At 73.2% G+C, this 19,507-nt stretch carries 16 protein-coding genes; 6 read left to right on the forward strand and 10 right to left on the reverse strand.

Annotation, left to right across the window (positions count from 1 at the left end; translation table 11 throughout):
* Window positions 1-11: 11 nt before the first annotated feature.
* The gene (locus P3T37_RS34820) at window positions 12-1,169 is read right to left on the reverse strand and encodes an ROK family protein (protein ID WP_280727961.1); all 1,158 of its coding nucleotides are present in this window, start codon (window positions 1,167-1,169) and stop codon (window positions 12-14) included.
* Window positions 1,170-1,434: 265 nt separating this feature from the next.
* Between P3T37_RS34820 and P3T37_RS34825 the strand changes: the two genes are divergently transcribed.
* Window positions 1,435-2,133, forward strand: coding sequence for a 50S ribosomal protein L11 methyltransferase (locus P3T37_RS34825; protein ID WP_280727962.1), 699 nt, complete (start codon window positions 1,435-1,437; stop codon window positions 2,131-2,133).
* 5 nt (window positions 2,134-2,138) lie between these two features.
* Here P3T37_RS34825 and bioD read toward each other — a convergent pair whose 3' ends face one another.
* The 3 genes from bioD to bioB are packed head-to-tail and all read right to left on the reverse strand — an operon-like array spanning window position 2,139 to window position 5,434.
* Entirely contained in the window at window positions 2,139-2,858 is a 720-nt protein-coding gene (bioD, locus tag P3T37_RS34830) for a dethiobiotin synthase (RefSeq protein WP_280727963.1), read from the reverse strand.
* On the reverse strand, window positions 2,855-4,156 hold the full coding sequence (locus tag P3T37_RS34835; RefSeq protein ID WP_280727964.1) for an adenosylmethionine--8-amino-7-oxononanoate transaminase: 1,302 nt from the start codon (window positions 4,154-4,156) through the stop codon (window positions 2,855-2,857). Before P3T37_RS34835 ends, bioD begins: the two co-directional genes overlap by 4 nt.
* Before the next feature lie 45 nt (window positions 4,157-4,201).
* A complete protein-coding gene (gene bioB, locus P3T37_RS34840) occupies window positions 4,202-5,434 on the reverse strand; it encodes a biotin synthase BioB (RefSeq protein ID WP_280727965.1) in 1,233 nt (410 codons plus the stop codon).
* 197 nt (window positions 5,435-5,631) lie between these two features.
* Here bioB and P3T37_RS34845 point away from each other — a divergent pair, with 197 nt between their 5' ends.
* Window positions 5,632-6,453: a hypothetical protein gene (locus P3T37_RS34845; protein ID WP_280727966.1), complete on the forward strand. Its 822-nt coding sequence runs from the start codon at window positions 5,632-5,634 to the stop codon at window positions 6,451-6,453.
* 52 nt (window positions 6,454-6,505) lie between these two features.
* Here P3T37_RS34845 and P3T37_RS34850 read toward each other — a convergent pair whose 3' ends face one another.
* Window positions 6,506-9,013: a DEAD/DEAH box helicase gene (locus tag P3T37_RS34850; protein ID WP_280727967.1), complete on the reverse strand. Its 2,508-nt coding sequence runs from the start codon at window positions 9,011-9,013 to the stop codon at window positions 6,506-6,508.
* Between the two features lie 96 nt (window positions 9,014-9,109).
* Here P3T37_RS34850 and P3T37_RS34855 point away from each other — a divergent pair, with 96 nt between their 5' ends.
* Window positions 9,110-10,285 (forward strand): 8-amino-7-oxononanoate synthase, encoded by a 1,176-nt coding sequence (locus P3T37_RS34855; RefSeq protein ID WP_280727968.1) that lies wholly within the window; start codon window positions 9,110-9,112, stop codon window positions 10,283-10,285.
* Here P3T37_RS34855 and P3T37_RS34860 read toward each other — a convergent pair.
* Window positions 10,266-11,444: an MFS transporter gene (locus P3T37_RS34860; RefSeq protein ID WP_280727969.1), complete on the reverse strand. Its 1,179-nt coding sequence runs from the start codon at window positions 11,442-11,444 to the stop codon at window positions 10,266-10,268. The two genes, P3T37_RS34855 and P3T37_RS34860, sit on opposite strands and share 20 nt — an antisense overlap.
* A gap of 208 nt (window positions 11,445-11,652) precedes the next feature.
* On the opposite strand from P3T37_RS34860, the gene P3T37_RS34865 reads away from it, so the two are divergent.
* Window positions 11,653-12,426 (forward strand): enoyl-CoA hydratase-related protein, encoded by a 774-nt coding sequence (locus P3T37_RS34865; RefSeq protein WP_280727970.1) that lies wholly within the window; start codon window positions 11,653-11,655, stop codon window positions 12,424-12,426.
* A 38-nt stretch (window positions 12,427-12,464) separates the two neighbouring features.
* Here P3T37_RS34865 and P3T37_RS34870 read toward each other — a convergent pair whose 3' ends face one another.
* Complete coding sequence (locus tag P3T37_RS34870; RefSeq protein WP_280727971.1) at window positions 12,465-13,667, reverse strand: MFS transporter; 1,203 nt, start codon at window positions 13,665-13,667, stop codon at window positions 12,465-12,467.
* An 83-nt stretch (window positions 13,668-13,750) separates the two neighbouring features.
* Between P3T37_RS34870 and P3T37_RS34875 the strand changes: the two genes are divergently transcribed.
* Window positions 13,751-14,728: a helix-turn-helix domain-containing protein gene (locus tag P3T37_RS34875; protein WP_280727972.1), complete on the forward strand. Its 978-nt coding sequence runs from the start codon at window positions 13,751-13,753 to the stop codon at window positions 14,726-14,728.
* On the opposite strand, the gene P3T37_RS34880 is transcribed toward P3T37_RS34875, so the two are convergent.
* The gene (locus P3T37_RS34880; protein ID WP_280727973.1) at window positions 14,725-15,369 is read right to left on the reverse strand and encodes a GNAT family N-acetyltransferase; all 645 of its coding nucleotides are present in this window, start codon (window positions 15,367-15,369) and stop codon (window positions 14,725-14,727) included. The two genes, P3T37_RS34875 and P3T37_RS34880, sit on opposite strands and share 4 nt — an antisense overlap.
* Before the next feature lie 95 nt (window positions 15,370-15,464).
* Here P3T37_RS34880 and P3T37_RS34885 point away from each other — a divergent pair, with 95 nt between their 5' ends.
* The gene (locus tag P3T37_RS34885; RefSeq protein WP_280727989.1) at window positions 15,465-17,714 is read left to right on the forward strand and encodes a tetratricopeptide repeat protein; all 2,250 of its coding nucleotides are present in this window, start codon (window positions 15,465-15,467) and stop codon (window positions 17,712-17,714) included.
* A 140-nt stretch (window positions 17,715-17,854) separates the two neighbouring features.
* Here the strand turns inward: P3T37_RS34885 and P3T37_RS34890 are convergent, their stop codons facing one another.
* On the reverse strand, window positions 17,855-18,790 hold the full coding sequence (locus tag P3T37_RS34890; RefSeq protein ID WP_280727974.1) for an NADP-dependent oxidoreductase: 936 nt from the start codon (window positions 18,788-18,790) through the stop codon (window positions 17,855-17,857).
* Between the two features lie 45 nt (window positions 18,791-18,835).
* Window positions 18,836-19,459, reverse strand: coding sequence for a DsbA family oxidoreductase (locus tag P3T37_RS34895; RefSeq protein ID WP_280727975.1), 624 nt, complete (start codon window positions 19,457-19,459; stop codon window positions 18,836-18,838).
* Window positions 19,460-19,507: the final 48 nt, after the last annotated feature.

Below are 19,507 nucleotides of genomic sequence, written 5' to 3' on the forward strand. Positions count from 1 at the left end.
CCCCGGCAGGCTCAGGCGCGCGAGGCCGGCTGGTCGACGGCGAAGAGCTGCTCCTCCACCTGGTCGAGCGCCAGCCGCAGGGCGCCGAGCGCGACCACGTCCTCGCCCAGCGCGGAGAGGGTGACCTCCGGAGCCCGCAGGCAGTACAGCGCCAGCTGCTCGCGCAGCGGGTCCAGCACGCCGTCCAGCCCGGCGGCCCAGCCGCCGATCACCACCAACTGCGGGTCGATGGCCACCACCAGGGCCGCCACGTCGTGCACCAGCCGGCCGAGGAAGCGGTCCATCGCGACCCGGGCCACCTGGTCGCCCTCGCGGGCCAGCCGCAGGACGCGCGCCACGGCGGCCTCGTCCAGCGGGTCGAGCGGCTTGCCGGTGGTGGAGAGCAGGCGCTCGGGGGTGGCCTCCTGACCGAGCAGGTGCAGGGCGCCGATCTCGCCCGCGGCGCCGCCGAAGCCGCGGTGCAGCCGTCCGTTGATCAGCGAGCCGGCCCCGGGGCTGAGCCCGGCCAGCACGAAGACCACGTCGCCCATGCCGACCGCGGCGCCCTGCCAGTGTTCGGCGATGGCGGCCAGGTTGGCGTCGTTCTCGATCAGCACCGGGCAGCGGAACGAGCGCCGCAGCCGGGCGCCGAGGTCCAGGCCGGTCCACCCGGGCATCGCGGTGCCGAGCCGGACGGCGCCGTCCTTGTCCACGATCCCGGGGCTGCCGACGCCGACCGCCCACAGGTTGTCGCGCGAGATGCCGGCCTTGCGCAGCAGCTCCGCGACGGCGGCGCGGACCGCGCCGACCCGCTCCTCGGCGTCCAGGCCCTCGTCGACCGGACGGGAGTGACTGCCGATCAGCTGCCCGGCCAGATCGGCCAGGACGACCCGGACGGTGTGCACCCCGATCTCGATGCCCAGCGTGTGGCCGGCCTCCGCGCGGAACCGGAACCACCGTGCGGGACGGCCGCGTTGGCGGCTGCTGTCCTGGGTCTGCTCGACCTCGGCGACCAGTCCGGACTCGACCAGGTTCTCGATCACGCCTTCCACGGTCGGCCGGGAGAGGCCGGTGTCGCCGACCAGTTGGGTCAGCGTGACGGACTGCCCGTCGCGCAGCGCGCGCAGGGTGACCGCGGCGTTGATGCGACGCAGCAGCGAGGAGTCTCCTCCGGTGAGCCGATCCGCCAAGACGCTGCCTTTCCGCGTTCGCGCGACAGCACTGGCGCGCGGTGACGAGTGCGCGGTGACGTCCGGTGCCCCGCGAGGACCGGCCGCCGGTGCCGTCACGCGGGCGCGCCGTGCCGGAGGCCGTCAGCCGGATGGTACTCGTGACGACCTCCGGCCGCGAGCGTTTGCGCAGCTCATGACCGGTTCGGTATCGAAAGGTGAGGCAACTGCGATCACCTGGCGCGGGTTGTCCGGCGGCCTGCGGGCAGGGCTCTATGCTGCGGGAATGCCGAACCAGACGCGCACGCTCCTGCCGGGCACGACCGCGATGTCCGATGCGGCCTTCGTCCGGGAGAGTACCCGGCCGACTCCCGTTCCCTTCGTGCCCGAGGTCTGCCTGTCGATGGCCGACGACGCCATCGCGCTCTGGGAGACCACCGAGGAGGCGCGCGGCGAGATCGGCCTGCCGCCGCCGTTCTGGGCCTTCGCGTGGGCCGGTGGAGTGGCGGTCGCGCGCTACGTGCTGGACCACCCCGAACTGGTCGAGGGGCGCACGGTGCTCGACGTGGCGGCGGGGTCGGGGCTGGTCGGTATCGCCGCCGCCCTGCGCGGCGCGAAGTCGGTGCGGGCCGCCGAGATCGACGCCTACGCCGTCGCGGCCATCGGGATCAACGCCCAGGCGAACGGCGTCCGCGTCGACGCGGCGGTCGAGGACCTGCTCGACGGCGACGGCGGCCCTGCCGAGGTGGTGCTCGCCGGGGACGTGTTCTACGAACGGGCCATGGCCGGACGGTTCCTGCCGTTCCTGGAGCGGGCGCAGGCCCGGGGAGCGCTGGTCGTCGTCGGCGACCCGGGACGGGCGTACCTGCCGCGCGAGCGGTTCACCGCCCTGGCCGCGTACGAGGTTCCGGTGGTGGCCGATCTGGAGGACACCGCTCTGAAGGCCACCACCGTCTGGCAGTTGACGGCCGCCGTTCGCGGGTAGCTGCGTTACGGCCGGTGCGCCGCCGCGAAGGCGTCCGCGTCCCAGTGGCCGCCCAGGGCGGGGGCCAGTGCGGCGGCGGCCAGGTCGGCGAAGGGGACGCCGGGGGTGGCGGTGGCGGCGGCCGGGAGTGCGCCGAGCAGCGGGGCTCCGGCGGCGGTCGGCAGGTCGGCGAGGTTGCAGCGGGTGGCCAGGTCGGGTTCGGCGGGCCAGCAGCCGATCACCACGCCGGCCAGCCGCAGCCCGCGGGCCCGCAGTGCTTCGGCGGTCAGCGTGGTGGCGTTGAGGGTGCCGAGTCCGGCGGTGGCGACGAGCAGCACCTCGGCCTCGACGGCGGCGGCCATGTCGGCCAGCGTGAGGCCCTGGTGGTCGTAGCGGACCAGCAGGCCGCCCGCTCCCTCGACCAGGGTGATGTCATGACGTTCCGTCAGTTCACCGACGGCATGCGTGAACTGATCGAGCGTCAGGAACGGCAGCCCGGACCGCCTGGCCGCCGTCTCGGGAGCCAGCGGCTCGGGGTAGCGGGCCAGCTCCCGGGTGGTGAGCGAGGCGCCGACCAGGCGGGCGACCTCCTCGGCGTCGCCGGGTTCGGTCGCGCTCACGCCGGTCTGGCCGGGCTTCAGGACGGCCGTCGAGCGGCCCGCACGCACCGCGAGCGCGGCGAGGGCGGCCGTCACCGCGGTCTTGCCGACCTCGGTGCCCGTGCCGGTGACGAAGAGCAGGCTCATCCGGCCACCGCCGCAGCCGTGACCGCCGCCGCGATGCGCGCCAGGTCGTCGTCCCCGGTCACGTACGGCGGCATCGTGTAGATCAGGTCCCGGAACGGCCGCAGCCAGACGCCCTCGCGGGCCGCCGCCTCGGTGGCCGCCGGCACGTCGACGGGGTGGTCGAGCTGGACGACGCCGATCGCGCCCAGTACCCGGACGTCCGCGACCCCGGGCAGAGCGGCCGCGTCCGCCAGGCCGTCCAGCAGGCCGGTCTCGATCCGCTTGACCTCGGTCCGCCAGTCCTGGCCGAGCAGCAGGTCGATCGAGGCGTTGGCGACCGCCGCGGCGAGCGGGTTGCCCATGAACGTGGGCCCGTGCGCGAGCACCGGCACCTCGCCCCGGCTGATCCCGTCCGCGATCTCGGCGGTGCACAGGGTGGCGGCCATCGTGAGGTAGCCGCCGGTCAGCGCCTTGCCCAGGCAGAGCACGTCCGGCGAGACACCGGCGTGTTCGGCGGCGAAGAGCGCGCCGGTGCGGCCGAAGCCGGTGGCGATCTCGTCGAAGATCAGCAGCACGCCGTGCCGGTCGCACAGTTCGCGCAGCAGCCGCAGGTAGCCGGGGGAGTGGAAGCGCATCCCGCCGGCGCCCTGGACCACCGGCTCGACGATCACCGCGGCCAGCTGCGCCGCGTTGCGCTCGATCAGGTCGGCCAGCTCGGCCGCGTACGCCGGGTCCACCTCGGCGTCGAAGCCGGCCGGCGGCTCGCCCGCGAAGAGCTGGTGCGGCAGCACGCCGCCCCAGAGCTGGTGCATCCCGCCCTCGGGGTCGCAGACCGACATCGGGTGGAAGGTGTCGCCGTGGTAGCCGCCGCGCCAGGTGAGCAGCCGCTGCTTCTCCGGCCGCCCCACCGACTGCCAGTACTGCAGGCACATCTTCATCGCGACCTCGACCGCGACCGAGCCGGAGTCGGCCAGGAAGACGTGCTGGAGCGGCTCCGGGGTGATCTCCACCAGCCGGGCGGCCAGCCGGACGGCGGGCTCATGGGTGAGCCCGCCGAACATCACATGGCTCATCCGCCCCAGCTGGTCGCGCACCGCCTCATTGAGGACGGGGTGGTTGTAGCCGTGCACAGCCGCCCACCAGGACGCCATGCCGTCGACCAACTCCCGGTGCCCGCCGACCGGTTCGGCCATCCGCAGCCGTACGCCGGAGGCCGACTCGACGATGTGCGGTGTCGAGGTGCCGGGCATCGGGCCGTACGGGTGCCAGACGTGCGCCCGGTCGAGGGCGAGCAGGGCCGAGGTGGAGAGCTGTGCCACGGTGTCGCAGATCCTTCGGAGAGGTGCCTTAGAAGGGGTAGGGCGTCAGGCGTTCGGGGCGAGCGTGGTGCCCGCGCCGCGGCGGCGCACCCGCACCAGGTCGGCGGCGGCCTCGTCGGCCGGCGCGGCCTGCGCGAGCGGCGCGGACTCCCCGCACGGCCCGCAGCCGCCACCGCTGTGACCGCCGCAGCCGCCCGAGGCCTCGGCCTCGCCGTGGCTGCCGCACCCGCCGGCGCTCTCGCCGTGGCTGCCGCAGCCGCCGCCGACCGCCTCCGAGCGGTGCCTGGGCAGCGTCGTCTGGCCGGTGCCCTCGACCTCGAAGCCGGCGTCCGCGATCATGTCGAGGTCGGCCTGGCCGGCCTGGCCCTCGCTGGTCAGGTAGTCGCCCAGGAAGATCGAGTTGGCGATGTGCAGGCCCAGCGGCTGCATGCTGCGCAGGTGCACCTCGCGCCCGCCGGCGATCCGGACCTCGACGTCCGGGCAGACGAACCGGACCATCGCCAGGATCCGCAGGCAGTGCTGCGGGGTGAGGTTCCACTCCTTGGCCAGCGGCGTGCCCTCGAACGGGATCAGGAAGTTCACCGGCACCGAGTCCGGGTTCAGCTCCCGCAGCGAGAAGACCACGTCCACCAGGTCCTCGGCGCTCTCGCCCATACCGGCGATCAGGCCGGAGCAGGCGGAGAGGCCGGCGCCGTGCGCCTTGTTCACCGTGTCGACGCGGTCGGCATAGGTGTGGGTCTTGGTGATGGTGCCGTAGGTGCTCTCGGAGGTGTTCAGGTTGTGGTTGTACGCGTCGGCGCCGGCCGCGGCCAGCCGCTCGGCCTGGTTGTCGGAGAGCAGGCCCAGGCAGACGCAGATCTCGACGGCCGGGTCCTGGTCCTTGATGGCGGCGATCGTGTCGGTGACCCGGTCGATGTCGCGGTCCGTCGGACCGCGCCCGCTGGCCACCATGCAGACCCGCTTGGCCCCGCCCGCGACACCGGCGGCGGCGGCCTCGGCGGCCTGATCCGGCTTCAGCCAGGTGTACTTGAGGATCTCGGCCTTGGAGCCCAGGCGCTGCGAACAGTACGAGCAGTCCTCCGGGCAGAGGCCGCTCTTCAGGTTCACCAGGTAGTTGAGCTTCACCCGGCGGCCGAACCACTGCCGGCGCACCCGCCCGGCGGCCGCGACCACGTCCAGCAACTCGTCGTCGGTGGTGGCCAGGACGGCCAGCGCCTCCTCCCGGGTGGGGAGCTCCCGGCGCAGGCCCTTTGCAGTGAGGGTGTCAAGCAGATCCATGCTCTGAATCCTGCCTGGACGACCTCCAGTGGCGCCAGAGGGAATCCGCCAGAAGATCGCTCCTGAGGTGTGCGAGTTGTCACAGTTCCACTGCGAGCGGTTGCTACGAGGACGTCCGACGGTTGCCGCGAGGGCGTCCGAGTCCCGGGGCAGGGCCACTGACCTGGGCCATCGGATCCCCCCTTAGAATCTGCGCCATGACCACGCAGGGGGATCCCCACCCGATACCCGAAGGCGCCGACGACGGCCAGGAGCACGGGCAGGAAAGCGGATTGGGGCACAGTCAGGTGCGCCACCCGCAGGCGGGCAGAGCGGGCAGAGTCGGTCGGCGAGCCGCTGCGCTGCGGATCCTCGGCTGGGGTGCGGCGGCGCTGGCGGTCGGCGCGGTCGGCTTCGTGGTCACCCGGCCGACCCCGGGGGACTGGGTGCCGGGCCTCGGCCCGTCCAGCAAGGACGCCGACCGGACGCCGCCGGTGGTCGGCACCCCGCCGCCGACCTCGGCCGCCGACCCCAACCCGTTCACCGTGGACCGGTACTTCCCGGTCGCCCGGCCGATCGACCTGAACGGCTACCACGGCAAGCGCTCCGGCGTGCGGCAGGGCAGCGACTGCGCCGAGACGCTCCAGGACCGGACCAGGAACCCCTTCCAGGCCACCAACTGCCAGGGCTACCTGACGGTCAGCTTCAGCCGCACCGACGGCCACGTGCTCTCCAGCGTCACCATCCTGCGCTTCGGGGACGACGTCACCAGCCAGCGGGTCGCCGACCAGCTGAACGCGACGCCCGGCCTGCTGGCCTTCATGCAGCCGGACGCCACCATCGCCGCGCCCTCGCCGGTCGCCGACCCGCAGCACCGCAAGCCGGTCGCGCGCGCCGAGGCCGTGCACCACTACGTGACCGTGGCGACCTCCCGGTACGCGGACGGCACCAGCGGCACGGCCGCCACCCCGGACCAGCAGCTGGTGGACGCCACCTGGGCCACCTCCTACACCGCCTCGGCCGCCTTCCTCTGGGGCTGACGCCTTTACTGGCCCCTGACGATGCGTCAGGGGCCGGTAGGCACAGGGTCGTTCAGCCCAGTCGGTCCACCGCGGTGACCCGCAGCACCGCGCGGCCCTCCTCGTCCGAGCCGTGCAGGTCGACCTCGGCGCTGATGCCCCAGTCGTGGTCGCCCGCCGGGTCGTCGAAGATCTGCCGGACCCGCCAGGAGTCCTCGTCCTCCTCGATCAGCAGCATCTTGGGACCGCGCGCGTTCGGGCCGGTCCCGAGATCCTCGTGCTCCTCGTAGTACGCGTCCATCGCGTCGCCCCAGCGGTCCGCGTCCCAGCCGTACTCGCCGTCCAGCTCGCCGAGCACGTTGTAGTGCTCCAGCGCGCACAGCTCGACGCGGCGGAACATCTCGTTGCGCACCAGCACCCGGAACGCGCGGGCGTTGGCCGTGACCGGCAGCGGCTTGGCGTCCAGCGCGACGGCCGGCGCGTCCTCGTCGGCGGGGTTGGCCAGCTGCTCCCACTCGTCCAGCAGGCTGGAGTCCACCTGGCGGACCAGCTCGCCCAGCCAGGCGATCACGTCCTTGAGCTCGTCGGTCTTCGCGTCCTCGGGGACGGTCTGCTCCAACGCCTTGTAGGCGCCCGCGAGATAGCGCAGCACGATGCCCTCGGTGCGGGCCAGGTCGTAGTGGCCGACGTAGTCCACGAAGGTCATCGCGCGCTCGAAGAGGTCGCGCGCCACGGACTTGGGCCGCAGCGGGTAGTCGCCGATCCACGGGTGCGCCCGCTGGTAGACCTCGTAGGCGTGGGTGAGCAGCTCCTCCAGCGGCTTGGGATAGGTCACCTCCTGCAGCCGCTCCATCCGCTCCTCGTACTCCACGCCGTCGCGCTTCATCTCGCCGATCGCCTCGCCGCGCGCCTTGTTCTGCTGCGCGGCCAGGATCTGGCGCGGGTCGTCGAGGGTCGCCTCGACCACCGAGACCACGTCCATCGCGTAGGTCGGCGACTCCGGGTCCAGCAGCTCGAAGGCGGCCAGCGAGAAGGTGGAGAGCGGCTGGTTGAGCGCGAAGTTCTCCTGGAGGTCGACGGTCAACCGCACGATCCGGCCGTCCGGGTCCGGCTCGTCCAGTCGCTCGACCACGCCGCCGGCCAGCAGCGAGCGGTAGATGGCGATCGCCGAACGGATGTGGCGGCGCTGGGAGCCCCGCTCCTCGTGGTTGTCCGTGAGCAGCTTGCGCATCGCCTCGAAGGCGTTGCCCGGGCGGCCGATCACCGAGAGCAGCATCGCGTGGCTGACCCGGAACCGCGAGACCAGCGGCTCGGGGTCGGCGCCGATCAGGCGCTCGAAGGTCTCCTCGGTCCAGCTGACGAAGCCCTCGGGCGCCTTCTTGCGGACCACCTTGCGCTTCTTCTTCGGGTCGTCGCCGGCCTTGGCGATCGCCTTGTCGTTCTCCACCACGTGCTCGGGGGCCTGCGCCACCACCTGGCCGACGGTGTCGAAGCCGGCCCGTCCGGCGCGGCCGGCGATCTGGTGGAACTCCCGGGCGCGCAGCGTGCGGACCTTGACGCCGTCGTACTTGGAGAGCGCGGTGAAGAGCACCGTGCGGATCGGCACGTTGACCCCGACGCCGAGCGTGTCGGTCCCGCAGATCACCTTCAACAGGCCTGCCTGGGCCAGGCGTTCGACCAGTCGGCGGTACTTGGGCAGCATCCCCGCGTGGTGCACGCCGATGCCGTGCCGGACGTACCGGGACAGGTTGCGGCCGAACTTGGTGGTGAAGCGGAAGTGGCCGATCAGGTCGGCGATGGCGTCCTTCTCGGCCTTGGTGCACATGTTGATGCTCATCAACGACTGTGCCCGCTCCACCGCCTCCTTCTGGGTGAAGTGCACGACGTAGACCGGTGCCTGACCGGTCGTCAGCAACTCCTCGAGGGTGTCGTGCAGGGTGGTGCGGCGGTACTCGTAGAAGAGCGGTACGGGCCGGGTGACGGAGCGCACCACGGTGGTGGCGCGGCCGGTGCGGCGCTTGAGGTCCTCCTCGAAGCGGCGCATGTCGCCCAGGGTCGCCGACATCAGCAGGAACTGCACCTGCGGCAGCTCCAGGATCGGGATCTGCCAGGCCCAGCCGCGGTCCGGCTCGGCGTAGAAGTGGAACTCGTCCATCACCACCTGGCCGATGTCGGCCCGGTCGCCGTCGCGCAGCGCGATGTTCGCCAGCACCTCGGCGGTGCAGCAGATGATCGGCGCGGTCGGGTTCACGCTCGCGTCGCCGGTCATCATGCCGACCTGCTCGGTGCCGAAGATCTTGCACAGGTCGAAGAACTTCTCCGAGACCAGGGCCTTGATCGGCGCGGTGTAGAAGGTCCGCTTGCCCTCCGCCAGCGCGGCGAAGTGCGCACCGGCCGCCACCAGGCTCTTTCCGGAGCCGGTCGGGGTCGCCAGGATCACGTTCGCGCCGGTGAAGAGCTCGATCAGCGCCTCCTCCTGGGCGGGGTAGAGCGTGATGCCCCGTTCCTCCGCCCAGCCCGCGAAGGTGGTGTACAGCGCGTCGGGGTCGGCCGGCTTGGGCATCAGGTCTAGGAGGGTCACCGGCCTATCTTGCCTGTTCGCGCAGGTGCACGGCAAAGATCGGTGTGCCACGCAGCACGTTGCCCCCTCGCGGCGGCCCGTGCCAGGCTGCCGCTCATGGTCCTTTCCTCCTCCGCGCCCGCCCGGGCCGTCGCCCCCGCCGCCGTCTTCGACTGGCTCGACGAGGCCGCCGAGCTGCGCGCCCGGGCCGGCCTCACGCGTACGCTGCGCAGCCGCCCGGCCGACGACCCGGTGCTCGACCTGGCGAGCAACGACTACCTGGGCCTGGTCCACCACCCCGAGGTCACCCGCGCCGCCGCCGACGCCGCGCTGCGCTGGGGCGGCGGGGCCACCGGGTCGCGGCTGGTCACCGGCACCACCGAGCTGCACACGGAGCTGGAAGTCGAGCTGGCCGACTTCTGCGGAGCGGAGGCCGCCCTGGTCTTCTCCTCCGGCTACGCCGCCAACCTCGCCGCCCTCACCGCGCTCAGCGACCCCGACACCCTGATCGTCTCCGACGCCTACAACCACGCCTCGCTGATCGACGGCTGCCGGCTCGCCCGCGGCCACGTGCAGCGCGCCCCGCACAGCGACCCGCAGGCCGTCGCGGCGGCGCTGGCCGAGCGCACCCAGCCCCGCGCCCTGGTGGTCACCGACTCGCTCTTCTCGGTGGACGGCAACGCCGCCCCGCTGCGCGAGCTCTCCGCCGCCGCCCGCGCGCACGGCGCCGCCCTGCTGGTCGACGACGCGCACGGGCTGGGCGTGCTCGGCCCCGGCGGCAGCGGCGCCCTCGCCGCCGCCGGCCTGGCCGGCGCGCCGGACACCGTCGCCACCGTGACGCTCTCCAAGTCGCTCGGCTCCCAGGGCGGCGCCGTGCTCGGCCCGGCCCGGGTGATCCGGCACCTCACCGAGACCGCCCGCACCTTCATCTTCGACACCGGCCTCGCCCCGGCCGCCGTCGGTGCGGCGCTCGGCGCGCTGCGCCTGCTGCGGGCCGAGCCGCACCGCGCTGAGCGGGCCCGCGAGGTGGCCCGCACCCTCGCCGACCAGCTCACCGCCGCCGGACTGCTGGCCAGCCGCCCCGACGCTGCCGTGGTCTCGGTTCGCGCGCCGAGCCCCGAGCAGGCCGTCGCCTGGGCCGCCGACTGCCGGCGCGCCGGGCTCGCGGTGGGCTGCTTCCGCCCCCCGTCCGTCCCGGACGGCTACTCCCGGCTGCGCCTGACGGCCCGCGGGGACCTGACCGCGGAGCAGATCCGCTTCGCGGTCCAGGTGATCACGACGACAGCGCCGTAGCCGGCCGGCTGCGCCGCAGGCCCGTCCCCAGGACCGGCACCGCCCCGACCGCGAGTAGCGGGACGGCGGCCAGCGCGAAGCAGACGGCCGGCGGGAGAGCGCCCGTCGCCAGGCCGGCCGCCGCGGTGCCGGCCGTCGAACCCGCATTGAACGCGGTGTTCAGCCACGCGCCCGCGCGGGTGCGCTGCTCGGGTGCGGCGCACTCGTCCGCGACCAGGTAGGCGGTGGCCAGCGCCGGGCTGACGAAGAGCCCGGCCAGGCCGACCAGCACCGCCAGGCCGCCCAGCCCAGGTGCCAGCCCGGTGACGGCGAGCACCGCGCCGAGCCCGGTCACCACCAGCCCCAGCCGCACCCGGGCCGGCCGCCGCCAGTGCACCGCGCCGTACGCCAGGCCGCCGAGCGCGCTGCCCGTGGCCAGCGCCGCCTCCAGCCAGGCGACGGCGCCCGGCCGCCCCTGCCCGGCACAGACCATCAACAGGCCGAGCGCGCCCAGGCTCAGGCCCAGCGCGGCGCTCACCAGCACCGGCCGTCCGATCCCGGGCACCAGGCCGGACCTGCCCGCCTTCGTGGCCGCCGCGCTGGGCCGGGGCGCCCTGGCGACCGGTGCGCCGACCAGCGCGAGCGTCCCGCCGAGCACCAGCGCGGCGCTCAGCAGTAGTCCCGGGGTGGGCCCGATCAGCCCGACGAGCAGCGGGCCGCTGACGTACAGCAGCTCCTCGGCGACCGTGTCCAGGCTGTAGGCCCGCTGCAACAGCTCTTCCTGCGGCAGCAGTTCGCTCCACAGCCCGCGCATCACCGGGCCCAGCGGGGGAGCGCAGGCCCCGGCGGCCAGGGCGAGCAGCGACAACGGCAGCACGCCGTGTGCCGCGGTGATCCCGAGCAGCGCCGCCGCGTACAGCAGCGCCATCGGCGGCAGCGCCCGGCGCGGCCCGTGGCGGTCGATCAGACCGGCCCGGACCGGCGAGAGCACGGCGACGGTGACACCGAACAGCGCCAGTACGCCCCCGGTGGCGGCGTACGAGCCGGTCGAGCGGGTGAGGGTGAGGGTGAGTGAGAGGGAGACCGTCCCGTAGGAGAGCCGGCCGATCAGCGCGGCCGAGAAGGTGCGCGCGGCCTGCGGCGCGCGCAGCACGGCGCGATACGAAGGAGAAGAAGACATGGGGATGTTCCTCGAAGTACGGAGCGGAGGTGCGGGGACGCCGAGGCGCCGCACCGGCTCGGGCCCACGGGGCCTGGCTCGGGTGCGGTCGCTGCCTGGGTCCTACGCACGGGAGAGGAACATGGGGGGCACGCTAGCAGGGCACGGGCCGCTAGTCTCTGGAGTTCACGACTGTTAACGATGCTTAACACCTTCTGGAGGACTCGCCATGACGCGGTTCGTCACCCTGGACGTCGAGGACGCCGTCGCCACCATCCGGCTGGCCCGGCCGCCGATGAACGCCCTCGACGTGGCCATGCAGGACCAGCTCAAGGAGGTCGCCGAGGAGGCCGCCGCCCGGGCCGACGTGCGGGCCGTGGTGATCTACGGCGGCGAGAAGGTGTTCGCGGCCGGCGCTGACATCAAGGAGATGCAGCGCATGTCGTACACCGACATGGTGCAGCGCGGCGGTGCCCTCCAGGACGCGTTCACCGCGGTGGCCCGGATCCCCAAGCCGGTGGTGGCCGCGGTGACCGGCTACGCGCTGGGCGGCGGCTGCGAGTTGGCGCTCTGCGCGGACATCCGGATCGCCGGCGAGAACGCCAAGCTCGGCCAGCCGGAGATCCTGCTCGGCCTGATCCCCGGCGCCGGCGGCACCCAGCGCCTGGCCCGCCTGGTCGGCCCGTCCAAGGCGAAGGACCTGATCTTCACCGGCCGCATGGTGCGCGCCGACGAGGCGCTGCGGATCGGCCTGGTCGACCAGGTCGTCCCGGCCGAGGAGGTCTACTCCGCCGCCCTGGCCTGGGCCGGCAAGCTGGCCGCCGGCCCGGCCTGGGCGCTGCGTGCGGCGAAGGAGGCCGTGGACCGCGGCCTGGAGAGCGACATCGACTCCGGCCTCGCGCTGGAGCGCTCGCTCTTCGCCGGCCTGTTCGCCACCGAGGACCGCGACACCGGCATGCGCAGCTTCGTCGAGGACGGCCCGGGCAAGGCCAAGTTCGCGTAGCCGTCAGCCGTCAGCCGTCAGCCGTCAGCTGTCAGCCTTCAGTCGGCCGCCGGCCTCCACCACCGCCTCTGGGGGAGGCCGGCGTGCCGCGTCCGCAGGCCGGGGGCCAGTGCCAGGGTGACCGCTGCCGACAGCACCGCCACGCAGGTCATCGCCGTTGCGGGGGAGGTCTGTTGGGCGACGGCGCCGGCCAGCGCGGCGCCCGCGCCCTGCATTGTGAGCATGCCGGAGGAGTGCAGCCCCAGCGCCTGCCCGCTCAACTCGTCGGGCGTCAGGGCCATCAGGCGCTCCTGGAGCAGCAGGCTCGCCGAGTAGCCGACCGAGGCGAGGACGACGGCGGCCACCGCGAGCGGCAGCGCCGGGTTCAGCGCGAAGACCAGGTAGGGGACGGCGAGCAGCAGGCGCAGCGGTGATCCGAGCCGCTCCTTCCACCGGGCCGGCAGGAAGCGGCCGGTGACGGTGTCCCCGACCAGCATGCCGAGCGCGGCGAACGCGAACAGCATCCCGGCGTGCCGGGGAGAGTAGGGGACGAAGAGCGACTCGCAGCCGACGATCAGCCCGTTGGGCACCCAGAGCGCCAGGAAGACACAGCGGCGCGGTGCGGACGACCACAGCCGCGCGTTGGTCCGCCAGGTCTGCGCGACGGACGGCCGGCCGGTGGCACGCGGCGCCCGCCGTCCCAGGCCGAACCGGGCGACAGCAGCCGCGGCGAGGCCCAGTGCGGCGCCGACGAGCAGGGTGCCGCGCGGCGACACGGTGGAGACCAGCACGCCGCCCAGCGCGTACCCGCAGACCTGCAGGACGCCGACGGACATGTTCAGCACCGAGCGGCCGAGCAGGTAACCCTCCCTGGAGAGGATCTCGTTGAGCAGCCCGTACCGCACGCCGCCGCCCAGCGAGCCGACCATCCCGAGGGCTAGCAGCACGGCGAAGGCGGCCCCCACGGGCAGCCCCGGGACGGCCTGGGCGGCGTCGCCGAGCCCGAAGAGCAGAGCAAGGCCGGTCAGTGCCGCGCGCGGCGGCAACCGGTCGGCCGCCGACAGCAGCGTGGTGGCGCCGACCACTTGGGCCAGCGAGGGGCCGAACATCGCCAGGGCGGAGAGCAGCGGCGAGCCGGTGGAGGCGTAGATCAGCGTGCCGAGAGCCGGCCCGGCGACCGTCGAGGCCGCCACCTGCAGCGCAGACGTCAGAAAGTAGGGCGTGAACTCCGGTGTGCGGAAGAGCTCTTGGTAGGTGCGCATGATCGAAGTCTCGGCGGCCCGGCCGCCGGGGCGTTACTCTTTCGTGCTGGAGCGAAACCACGGGACCTGCGGAGGGTCGGACGATGGGCTGGTGGCAGGTCAACGCGGACACCCTGGTGAGCAGCCGGTTCGTCCTCTCGCCCGTCGCCGAGACCGTCGCGAGCCTGATGGAGTTGGAGTGGGGACGCGCCGCACACCCCGCCGAGCGCGACTGGCTGAACGCCCACCAACCCGCCCACCGGGCGCGGTTGGCCGAGGACCCGGTCACCGCGCAGCTCGTCCGGGTCGGGCTCGGCGGGCACTGGAACGCCGACTTCCTCACCCCCACGCCGAGTGGCCGGGGTGAGCAGTCGTTCGAGGAGGAGCTGGCGAGGATCCGCGCGACGCCGCCCGAGGAGGCCCGAGCAAATCTGACGATCTCTCAGGGCGGGCCGCTCCCAAGCGCGTTGTGCCGATCCGATCTGCCGGACCGCGCCGCCGACCTGCTGGAGTGGGTCTGGACCGAGACCGTCCTACCGTACTGGTCGCGGCGTCGACGGATCATCGAGGCCGATGTCGTGGCCCGCACCGCGCAGTTGAGCCAGGGCGGCTGGGCGGCGGCACTGGACGACATGCGTCCGGGGATGCGGTGGCTGGGGGAGGGCCGACTCCAGATCAACGCCTACGACTACCCACCGCGCGAGATCTCCGGCGCGCAACTGCTCTTCGTCCCGATCACCCCGCGCCGGGGCTGGGTCTCCTGGGACGCGCTGCCCGCCTTCGGCCCCCGGTACGCCGTGGTGTACCCGTGCGCGGGGGTGCTGGCCGGAGCGGACCGGGCCGGGCCGCCCGAGGCGCTGGGCGCGCTGCTCGGCCCGGCCCGGGCGGGCGTGCTGGTCCTGCTGGACACCCCGAAGAGCACGACGCAGCTGGTGGCCCTGACCGGCCAGGGCCTCGGATCGGTCGGCCGCCACCTCAAGGTCCTGCTGGACGCCCGGCTGGTGGGCCGCCGCCGCGCCGGCCGGTCCGTCCTCTACTACCGGACGGACGCCGGCGAGACCCTGGTCCGGGCCCAGAACTAGAGCTTTACGAGCAGCGCTTCCGCGCCCACCGGACGGTACCCGGCGGCCTGGAAGGTGCGGACGCTGGTCGCGTTGCCCGGCGCCTGCTGCGCCCACACCGCCTCGCCCTCGGGCAGCAGATGACGGGCGCTCAACGCCAGCGCCCGGCCCAGCCCTTGGCCTTGCGCCTGCGGGTCGACCTCGATCGCCGCCTCCCACCGCCCGGCCACCGCCCGCCCGAGCACCAGCAACCCACCGGGCACCGTCCAGGCTCGGACGCCCTCGCGGTAGCGCAGCGCCCGGACGATCCGCGGGTGCTCGCGGTCCTCGATCTCGCGCAGCGCCAGCGGCGGTTGGCCCGGCAGGCGGCCGGCGACGGTGAGCAGGTCAATGGTGTTCACCGCCCGTCCGGTCCGCTGCTCGAACGCGGACAGGAACGCCGGACTCATCGGCGCCGCCAGCGGATCGGCCGCCGTCCCGGCCAGCGTCTCGTGCACCCACGCCGGATCCTCGTCCGTGAACACCACCGCATGCGCGCTGAATGCCAGTACCCCCGCATCCCGCTCCGACGGCTGCGGCACCACCGTGAGCGTTCCGTCCGGGGGCGGGAACACCCCGCGCGCCGCGTTGTCGAGGAAGCCGGCCAGTGTCTGTTCGTCCATGATCACCACTGTAATCGGCCGATGTCCGGCGGGGGTTGCCCAGTACGCTGCAACGGCTGGATGCTCTGCGGAGGACGAACGGGTGGGTGGCCGGGATGGCGGTGCCGGAGAACACGATCAACGGGGGGACGGTCGGCGCCTCGGTCATGGCAGGGGTCGCCCATGTGACCATCCAGCAGCCGCCGGAACCGGCCGCGGCCGTGTTGCCGTTGCTGCCCGAGCCGGCGCCGCTGCCGTCCGTTCCGCCCGGGTTCACCGGCCGTGAGGACGAGGTCGACGGGCTGCTCGACCTCCTCGGCCGGACGACCCCCGGTGACGACCCCGAGGTGCCGGCGGTGGTGGTGACCGCGGTGGCCGGGATGGGCGGGATCGGGAAGACCACCCTCGCCCTGGCCGCCGGGCGCGACGCCCTGCGCTGCGGCCTCTTCACGGGAGCGCTGTTCCTCGACCTCCAGGGCTACGACGACACCCCCGTGGAGGCCGGACAGGCGCTCGACGGCGTGCTGCGGGCGCTCGGCGTGGCGGTCGAGCAGATCCCGCCCGAGGACCACGCCCGCGCCGCCCTCTACCGCGCGCAACTCCAGCTCCGCACGCGGCACGGGCAGCGGATCCTGGTGATCGCGGACAACGCCTCGCACCTCGGACAGGTCCAGCACCTGCTGCCGCCAGCAGACGGCCCGCACCGCCTGCTGGTCACCTCCCGCGACGACCTGCCCGGGCTCGGCGCCCGCCTGCTCGACCTCGACGTCCTGGCACCCGAACCCGCCGCCCGGCTGATCCGCACCGCCATCGCCATCCCGCTGCCCAAGGACACCCGGGTCGCCGACGATCCGGCCGGCGCCGCCCGGGTGGCGGAGCTGTGCGGCTTCCTGCCGCTGGCCCTGCAGATCGCCGCCGCCCAGCTGGTCGCCGAACGCCACCTCAAGCCCGCCCAACTCGCCGATGATCTGGACGACATCGACGGACGGCTGGACGTCCTGGACGACGGGAGCCGAACCGTCCGAGCGGTACTGGACCGCTCCTACCGGCGCCTGGCGCCCACCCACGCCGAACTCTTCCGGATCCTGGCCCTCAACCCGGGACCCGATGTGTCCACCGAGAGCGTCGTCGGATTCACGGGAGCGGCGAAGGCGAGGGACGTACGGGCACGGCTTACTGCGCTGGCCCGGGCCAGCCTCATCCGCCAGGACGCCGAGTCGGGGCGCTGGCGGATGCACGACCTGGTGCGGGCGTATGCGACCGAGCGGGCACACGCGCACCCGGCTGCGGCGGCCGCCGCATTGCGCCGGATCCTGGAGTACTACGACCGCACTGCTTGGGAGGCCAACGCCCAGCTGGATGGGCCGCCCGCCCGGCGGCCTCGAGTGCGGTTCCAGGACCGGGCCGAGGCGCTGGCATGGTTTGACGAGGAACGTGAGAACGCTATCGCCGCCGTTCACAGTGCCCTTGGTGCTGGCCGTTTCGACATCGCCCACGGCCTTCCGACGTATCTGGCGAAGCATCTGTCGCTGCGTCGGCGTCTTGGAGAGTGGCTGACCATCGCCATCATCAGCCGTGACGCCGCAAACGCCACCGAGAACCGCCACGACCAAGCTGGCGCGGGGGACAACCTCGGCATCGCCCTGAGAGAGCTGGGGAGGTTTCATGAGGCCGCCGACGTTCACCAGAGTGCGCTGGTCCTTTACCAGGACCTCGGCGACCAACACGGCGCCGCCGGAGCGTGGGACAGCCTCGGCATTGCCCTTCAAGGACTGGGGAGGTTTGAGGAGGCTGCCGACGTCCACCGGAGTGCTCTGGCCCTTTATCAGGACCTCGGTGACCAGCAGGGTACTGCCGGGGCGTGGGACGGCCTCGGTGCCGCCCTTCGGGGGCTGGGGAGGTTTGAGGAGGCTGTCGACGCCCACCAGATTGCTCTCGCCACCTACTTGAGCCTCAGCGACGAGCAGGGTGTCGCCAGGGCATGGAATAACCTGGGCAACGCGCTTGAGGACCTGGGGAGGTTTCAGGAGGCTGCCGACGCCCACCTGACCGCTCTCGCCATCCACCAGGACCTCGACGACCAGCACAGCGCCGCTACGGCCTGGAACAATGCTGGTGTAGCCCTGCGTGGTCTGGAGTTATTCGAAGAGGCCACGGCGGCTGCGAATCGAGCGGTCGCGATCTTCAGGGAACTACGCGACGCGCGCCGCGGAGGCGAGGCCCTGGACGAACTCGCCGACACCCTGCGTGCCGCCGGCCACCCGGCGGCCGACGTCCGCTCGGTGCGCGAGGAATCCGCAGACGCCTACCGACGGGCCGGCGCGGCCGACAAGGCCGCGGACGTCCTCGCCAAGCCCGACGAGTAGCGGCCCCCCGTACTGCTCCGGTGATCGAATGCCACCAACCCGCCGGAGCACTGCTGGTAGGGCGCGGGGAGTTGTCCGGTGGCGGCTGGCAGCGCGCCGCCGGACAGCTCCGACCCGCCCTCAGGACGGGGCTCAGTACTTCAGGACGGAATGCTGAGCACCGTCCGCCCCCGGGCGCGCCCGCGCTCCACCTGGGTCAGGGCGTCGGCGGCCCGGTCGAGCGGCAGCACCGTCTGCACGACGGGCCGCAGCTCGCCGGACGCCACCAGTTCTGCTATCCGGGCCAGTTGGGCGCCGTCCGGGTGCATGAAGAAGGCGCTGGCCTGCACGCCCCACTGGGCCTTCTTGGCCTCGACGTCGGGGATGAAGACGATCGACACCAGGGTGCCGCCCGGCTTGAGCAGCGCGAACGACCGGTCCTGGGTGTCCCCGCCCACGGTGTCGAGGACGACGTCGACGGGCGCGACGACCTCCTCGAACTTCTCGCTGCGGTAGTCGACCACCTGGTCGGCGCCCAGCCCCCGGACCAGCTCCACGCTGTCCGCGCTCACCGTGGTGACGACCTCGGCGCCCAGGTGCTTGGCGATCTGGATGGCGGCGGCCCCCACGCCGCCCGCACCGCCGTGGATCAGGACCCGCTGCCCGGCCAGCAGTTGGCTCTGCTCGGTGAGGGCCTGCCAGGCGGTGAGCGCGACGAGCGGCAGTGAGGCGGCCTCCTCGAAGGAGATCGACGCGGGCTTGGCCGCGACCAGGGACTCGTCCACCGCCACGAACTCGGCGAAAGCCGCGCCCAGTTGGGGATCGACCCGGGCGAAGACCTGGTCACCCACCGCGAAGCCCGTGACCGCGTCGCCGACCGCGGCCACCACGCCCGCGACCTCGTTGCCCAGCACGCGGGCCTGTGCCAGGCCCTCGGGCTGCATGAAGCCCTTGGCGATCAGGTGGTCGATCGGGTTGACCCCGGCTGCCCGGGCCTCGATCAGCACGTCCCGGGGGCCGACCGCGGGAGCGGGGACCTCGCCGACCGTGACGACGTCGGCGACCGGGCCGTAGCTGTGGATGACTGCTGCCTTCATGGTGCTTTCCTCAAGTATCAATGCTGTATGGGCGGGTGGGAGTGTTTACGCCTCGGCGGCGACCTTCGTCATGACCTCCAGGAGCAGCTCCGGGCTCTGCGCCCCCTGCACGGCCACCGCGCCGTCGAAGACGAAGGTGGGCACCGAGGTGATCCCCAGCTGCGCGGCCTCGGCCAGTCCGGCGCGGACCTCCGCGACGCCGTCCTGCGAGGCGAGGAAGGCGGCGACCTCGGCGCGGTCCAGCCCGGCCGCCGCGCCGATCTCCGCCAGCGCCGCGTGGTCACCGAGGTGGCCGCCGTTGGTGAAGTAGTGGGCCATCAGGGCCTCCTTCACGGCGCCCTGCCGCCCGTGGCGCTCGGCGAACCAGAGCAGCCGGTGCGCGGTGAAGGTGTTGGTGGCCACCGCGTCGTCCATCCGGAAGGTGACGCCCTCGCCGGCGGCCGCCTCGGTGAACGGGCCGAAGATGCTCTGCGCGGGGCGGCCGAACTTCCGCTCGTAGGCCTGCGCGGCCGGCTCGCCGGCCTCGGAGGCCGCCGGGTTCAGCTGGAACGGGCGGTAGACCACCTCGACGTCGGCCGCTCCCGGGAAAGCCGCCAGGGCCTTCTCGAAGCGGCGCTTGCCGATGTAGCACCACGGGCATACGACATCCGAGTAGATCTCGACCTTCACGACTGCTCCTGACGGGTCCGGTGACGGCGAGAGGAGTATTTGACCTCT

This window comes from Kitasatospora sp. MAA4 (genome assembly GCF_029893355.1).
Taxonomy (GTDB): Bacteria; Actinomycetota; Actinomycetes; order Streptomycetales; family Streptomycetaceae; genus Kitasatospora.

What these genes read in the sequence shown, in the direction of transcription:
- P3T37_RS34825 (WP_280727962.1), top strand. Translation starts at nt 1,435, where the DNA reads ATGCCGAACCAGACGCGCACGCTCCTGCCGGGCACGACCGCGATGTCC.
- bioD (WP_280727963.1), bottom strand. Translation starts at nt 2,858, where the DNA reads ATGAGCCTGCTCTTCGTCACCGGCACGGGCACCGAGGTCGGCAAGACC.
- bioB (WP_280727965.1), bottom strand. Translation starts at nt 5,434, where the DNA reads ATGGATCTGCTTGACACCCTCACTGCAAAGGGCCTGCGCCGGGAGCTC.
- P3T37_RS34845 (WP_280727966.1), top strand. Translation starts at nt 5,632, where the DNA reads ATGACCACGCAGGGGGATCCCCACCCGATACCCGAAGGCGCCGACGAC.
- P3T37_RS34855 (WP_280727968.1), top strand. Translation starts at nt 9,110, where the DNA reads ATGGTCCTTTCCTCCTCCGCGCCCGCCCGGGCCGTCGCCCCCGCCGCC.
- P3T37_RS34860 (WP_280727969.1), bottom strand. Translation starts at nt 11,444, where the DNA reads ATGTCTTCTTCTCCTTCGTATCGCGCCGTGCTGCGCGCGCCGCAGGCC.
- P3T37_RS34865 (WP_280727970.1), top strand. Translation starts at nt 11,653, where the DNA reads ATGACGCGGTTCGTCACCCTGGACGTCGAGGACGCCGTCGCCACCATC.
- P3T37_RS34870 (WP_280727971.1), bottom strand. Translation starts at nt 13,667, where the DNA reads ATGCGCACCTACCAAGAGCTCTTCCGCACACCGGAGTTCACGCCCTAC.
- P3T37_RS34875 (WP_280727972.1), top strand. Translation starts at nt 13,751, where the DNA reads ATGGGCTGGTGGCAGGTCAACGCGGACACCCTGGTGAGCAGCCGGTTC.
- P3T37_RS34880 (WP_280727973.1), bottom strand. Translation starts at nt 15,369, where the DNA reads ATGGACGAACAGACACTGGCCGGCTTCCTCGACAACGCGGCGCGCGGG.
- P3T37_RS34885 (WP_280727989.1), top strand. Translation starts at nt 15,465, where the DNA reads ATGGCGGTGCCGGAGAACACGATCAACGGGGGGACGGTCGGCGCCTCG.
- P3T37_RS34890 (WP_280727974.1), bottom strand. Translation starts at nt 18,790, where the DNA reads ATGAAGGCAGCAGTCATCCACAGCTACGGCCCGGTCGCCGACGTCGTC.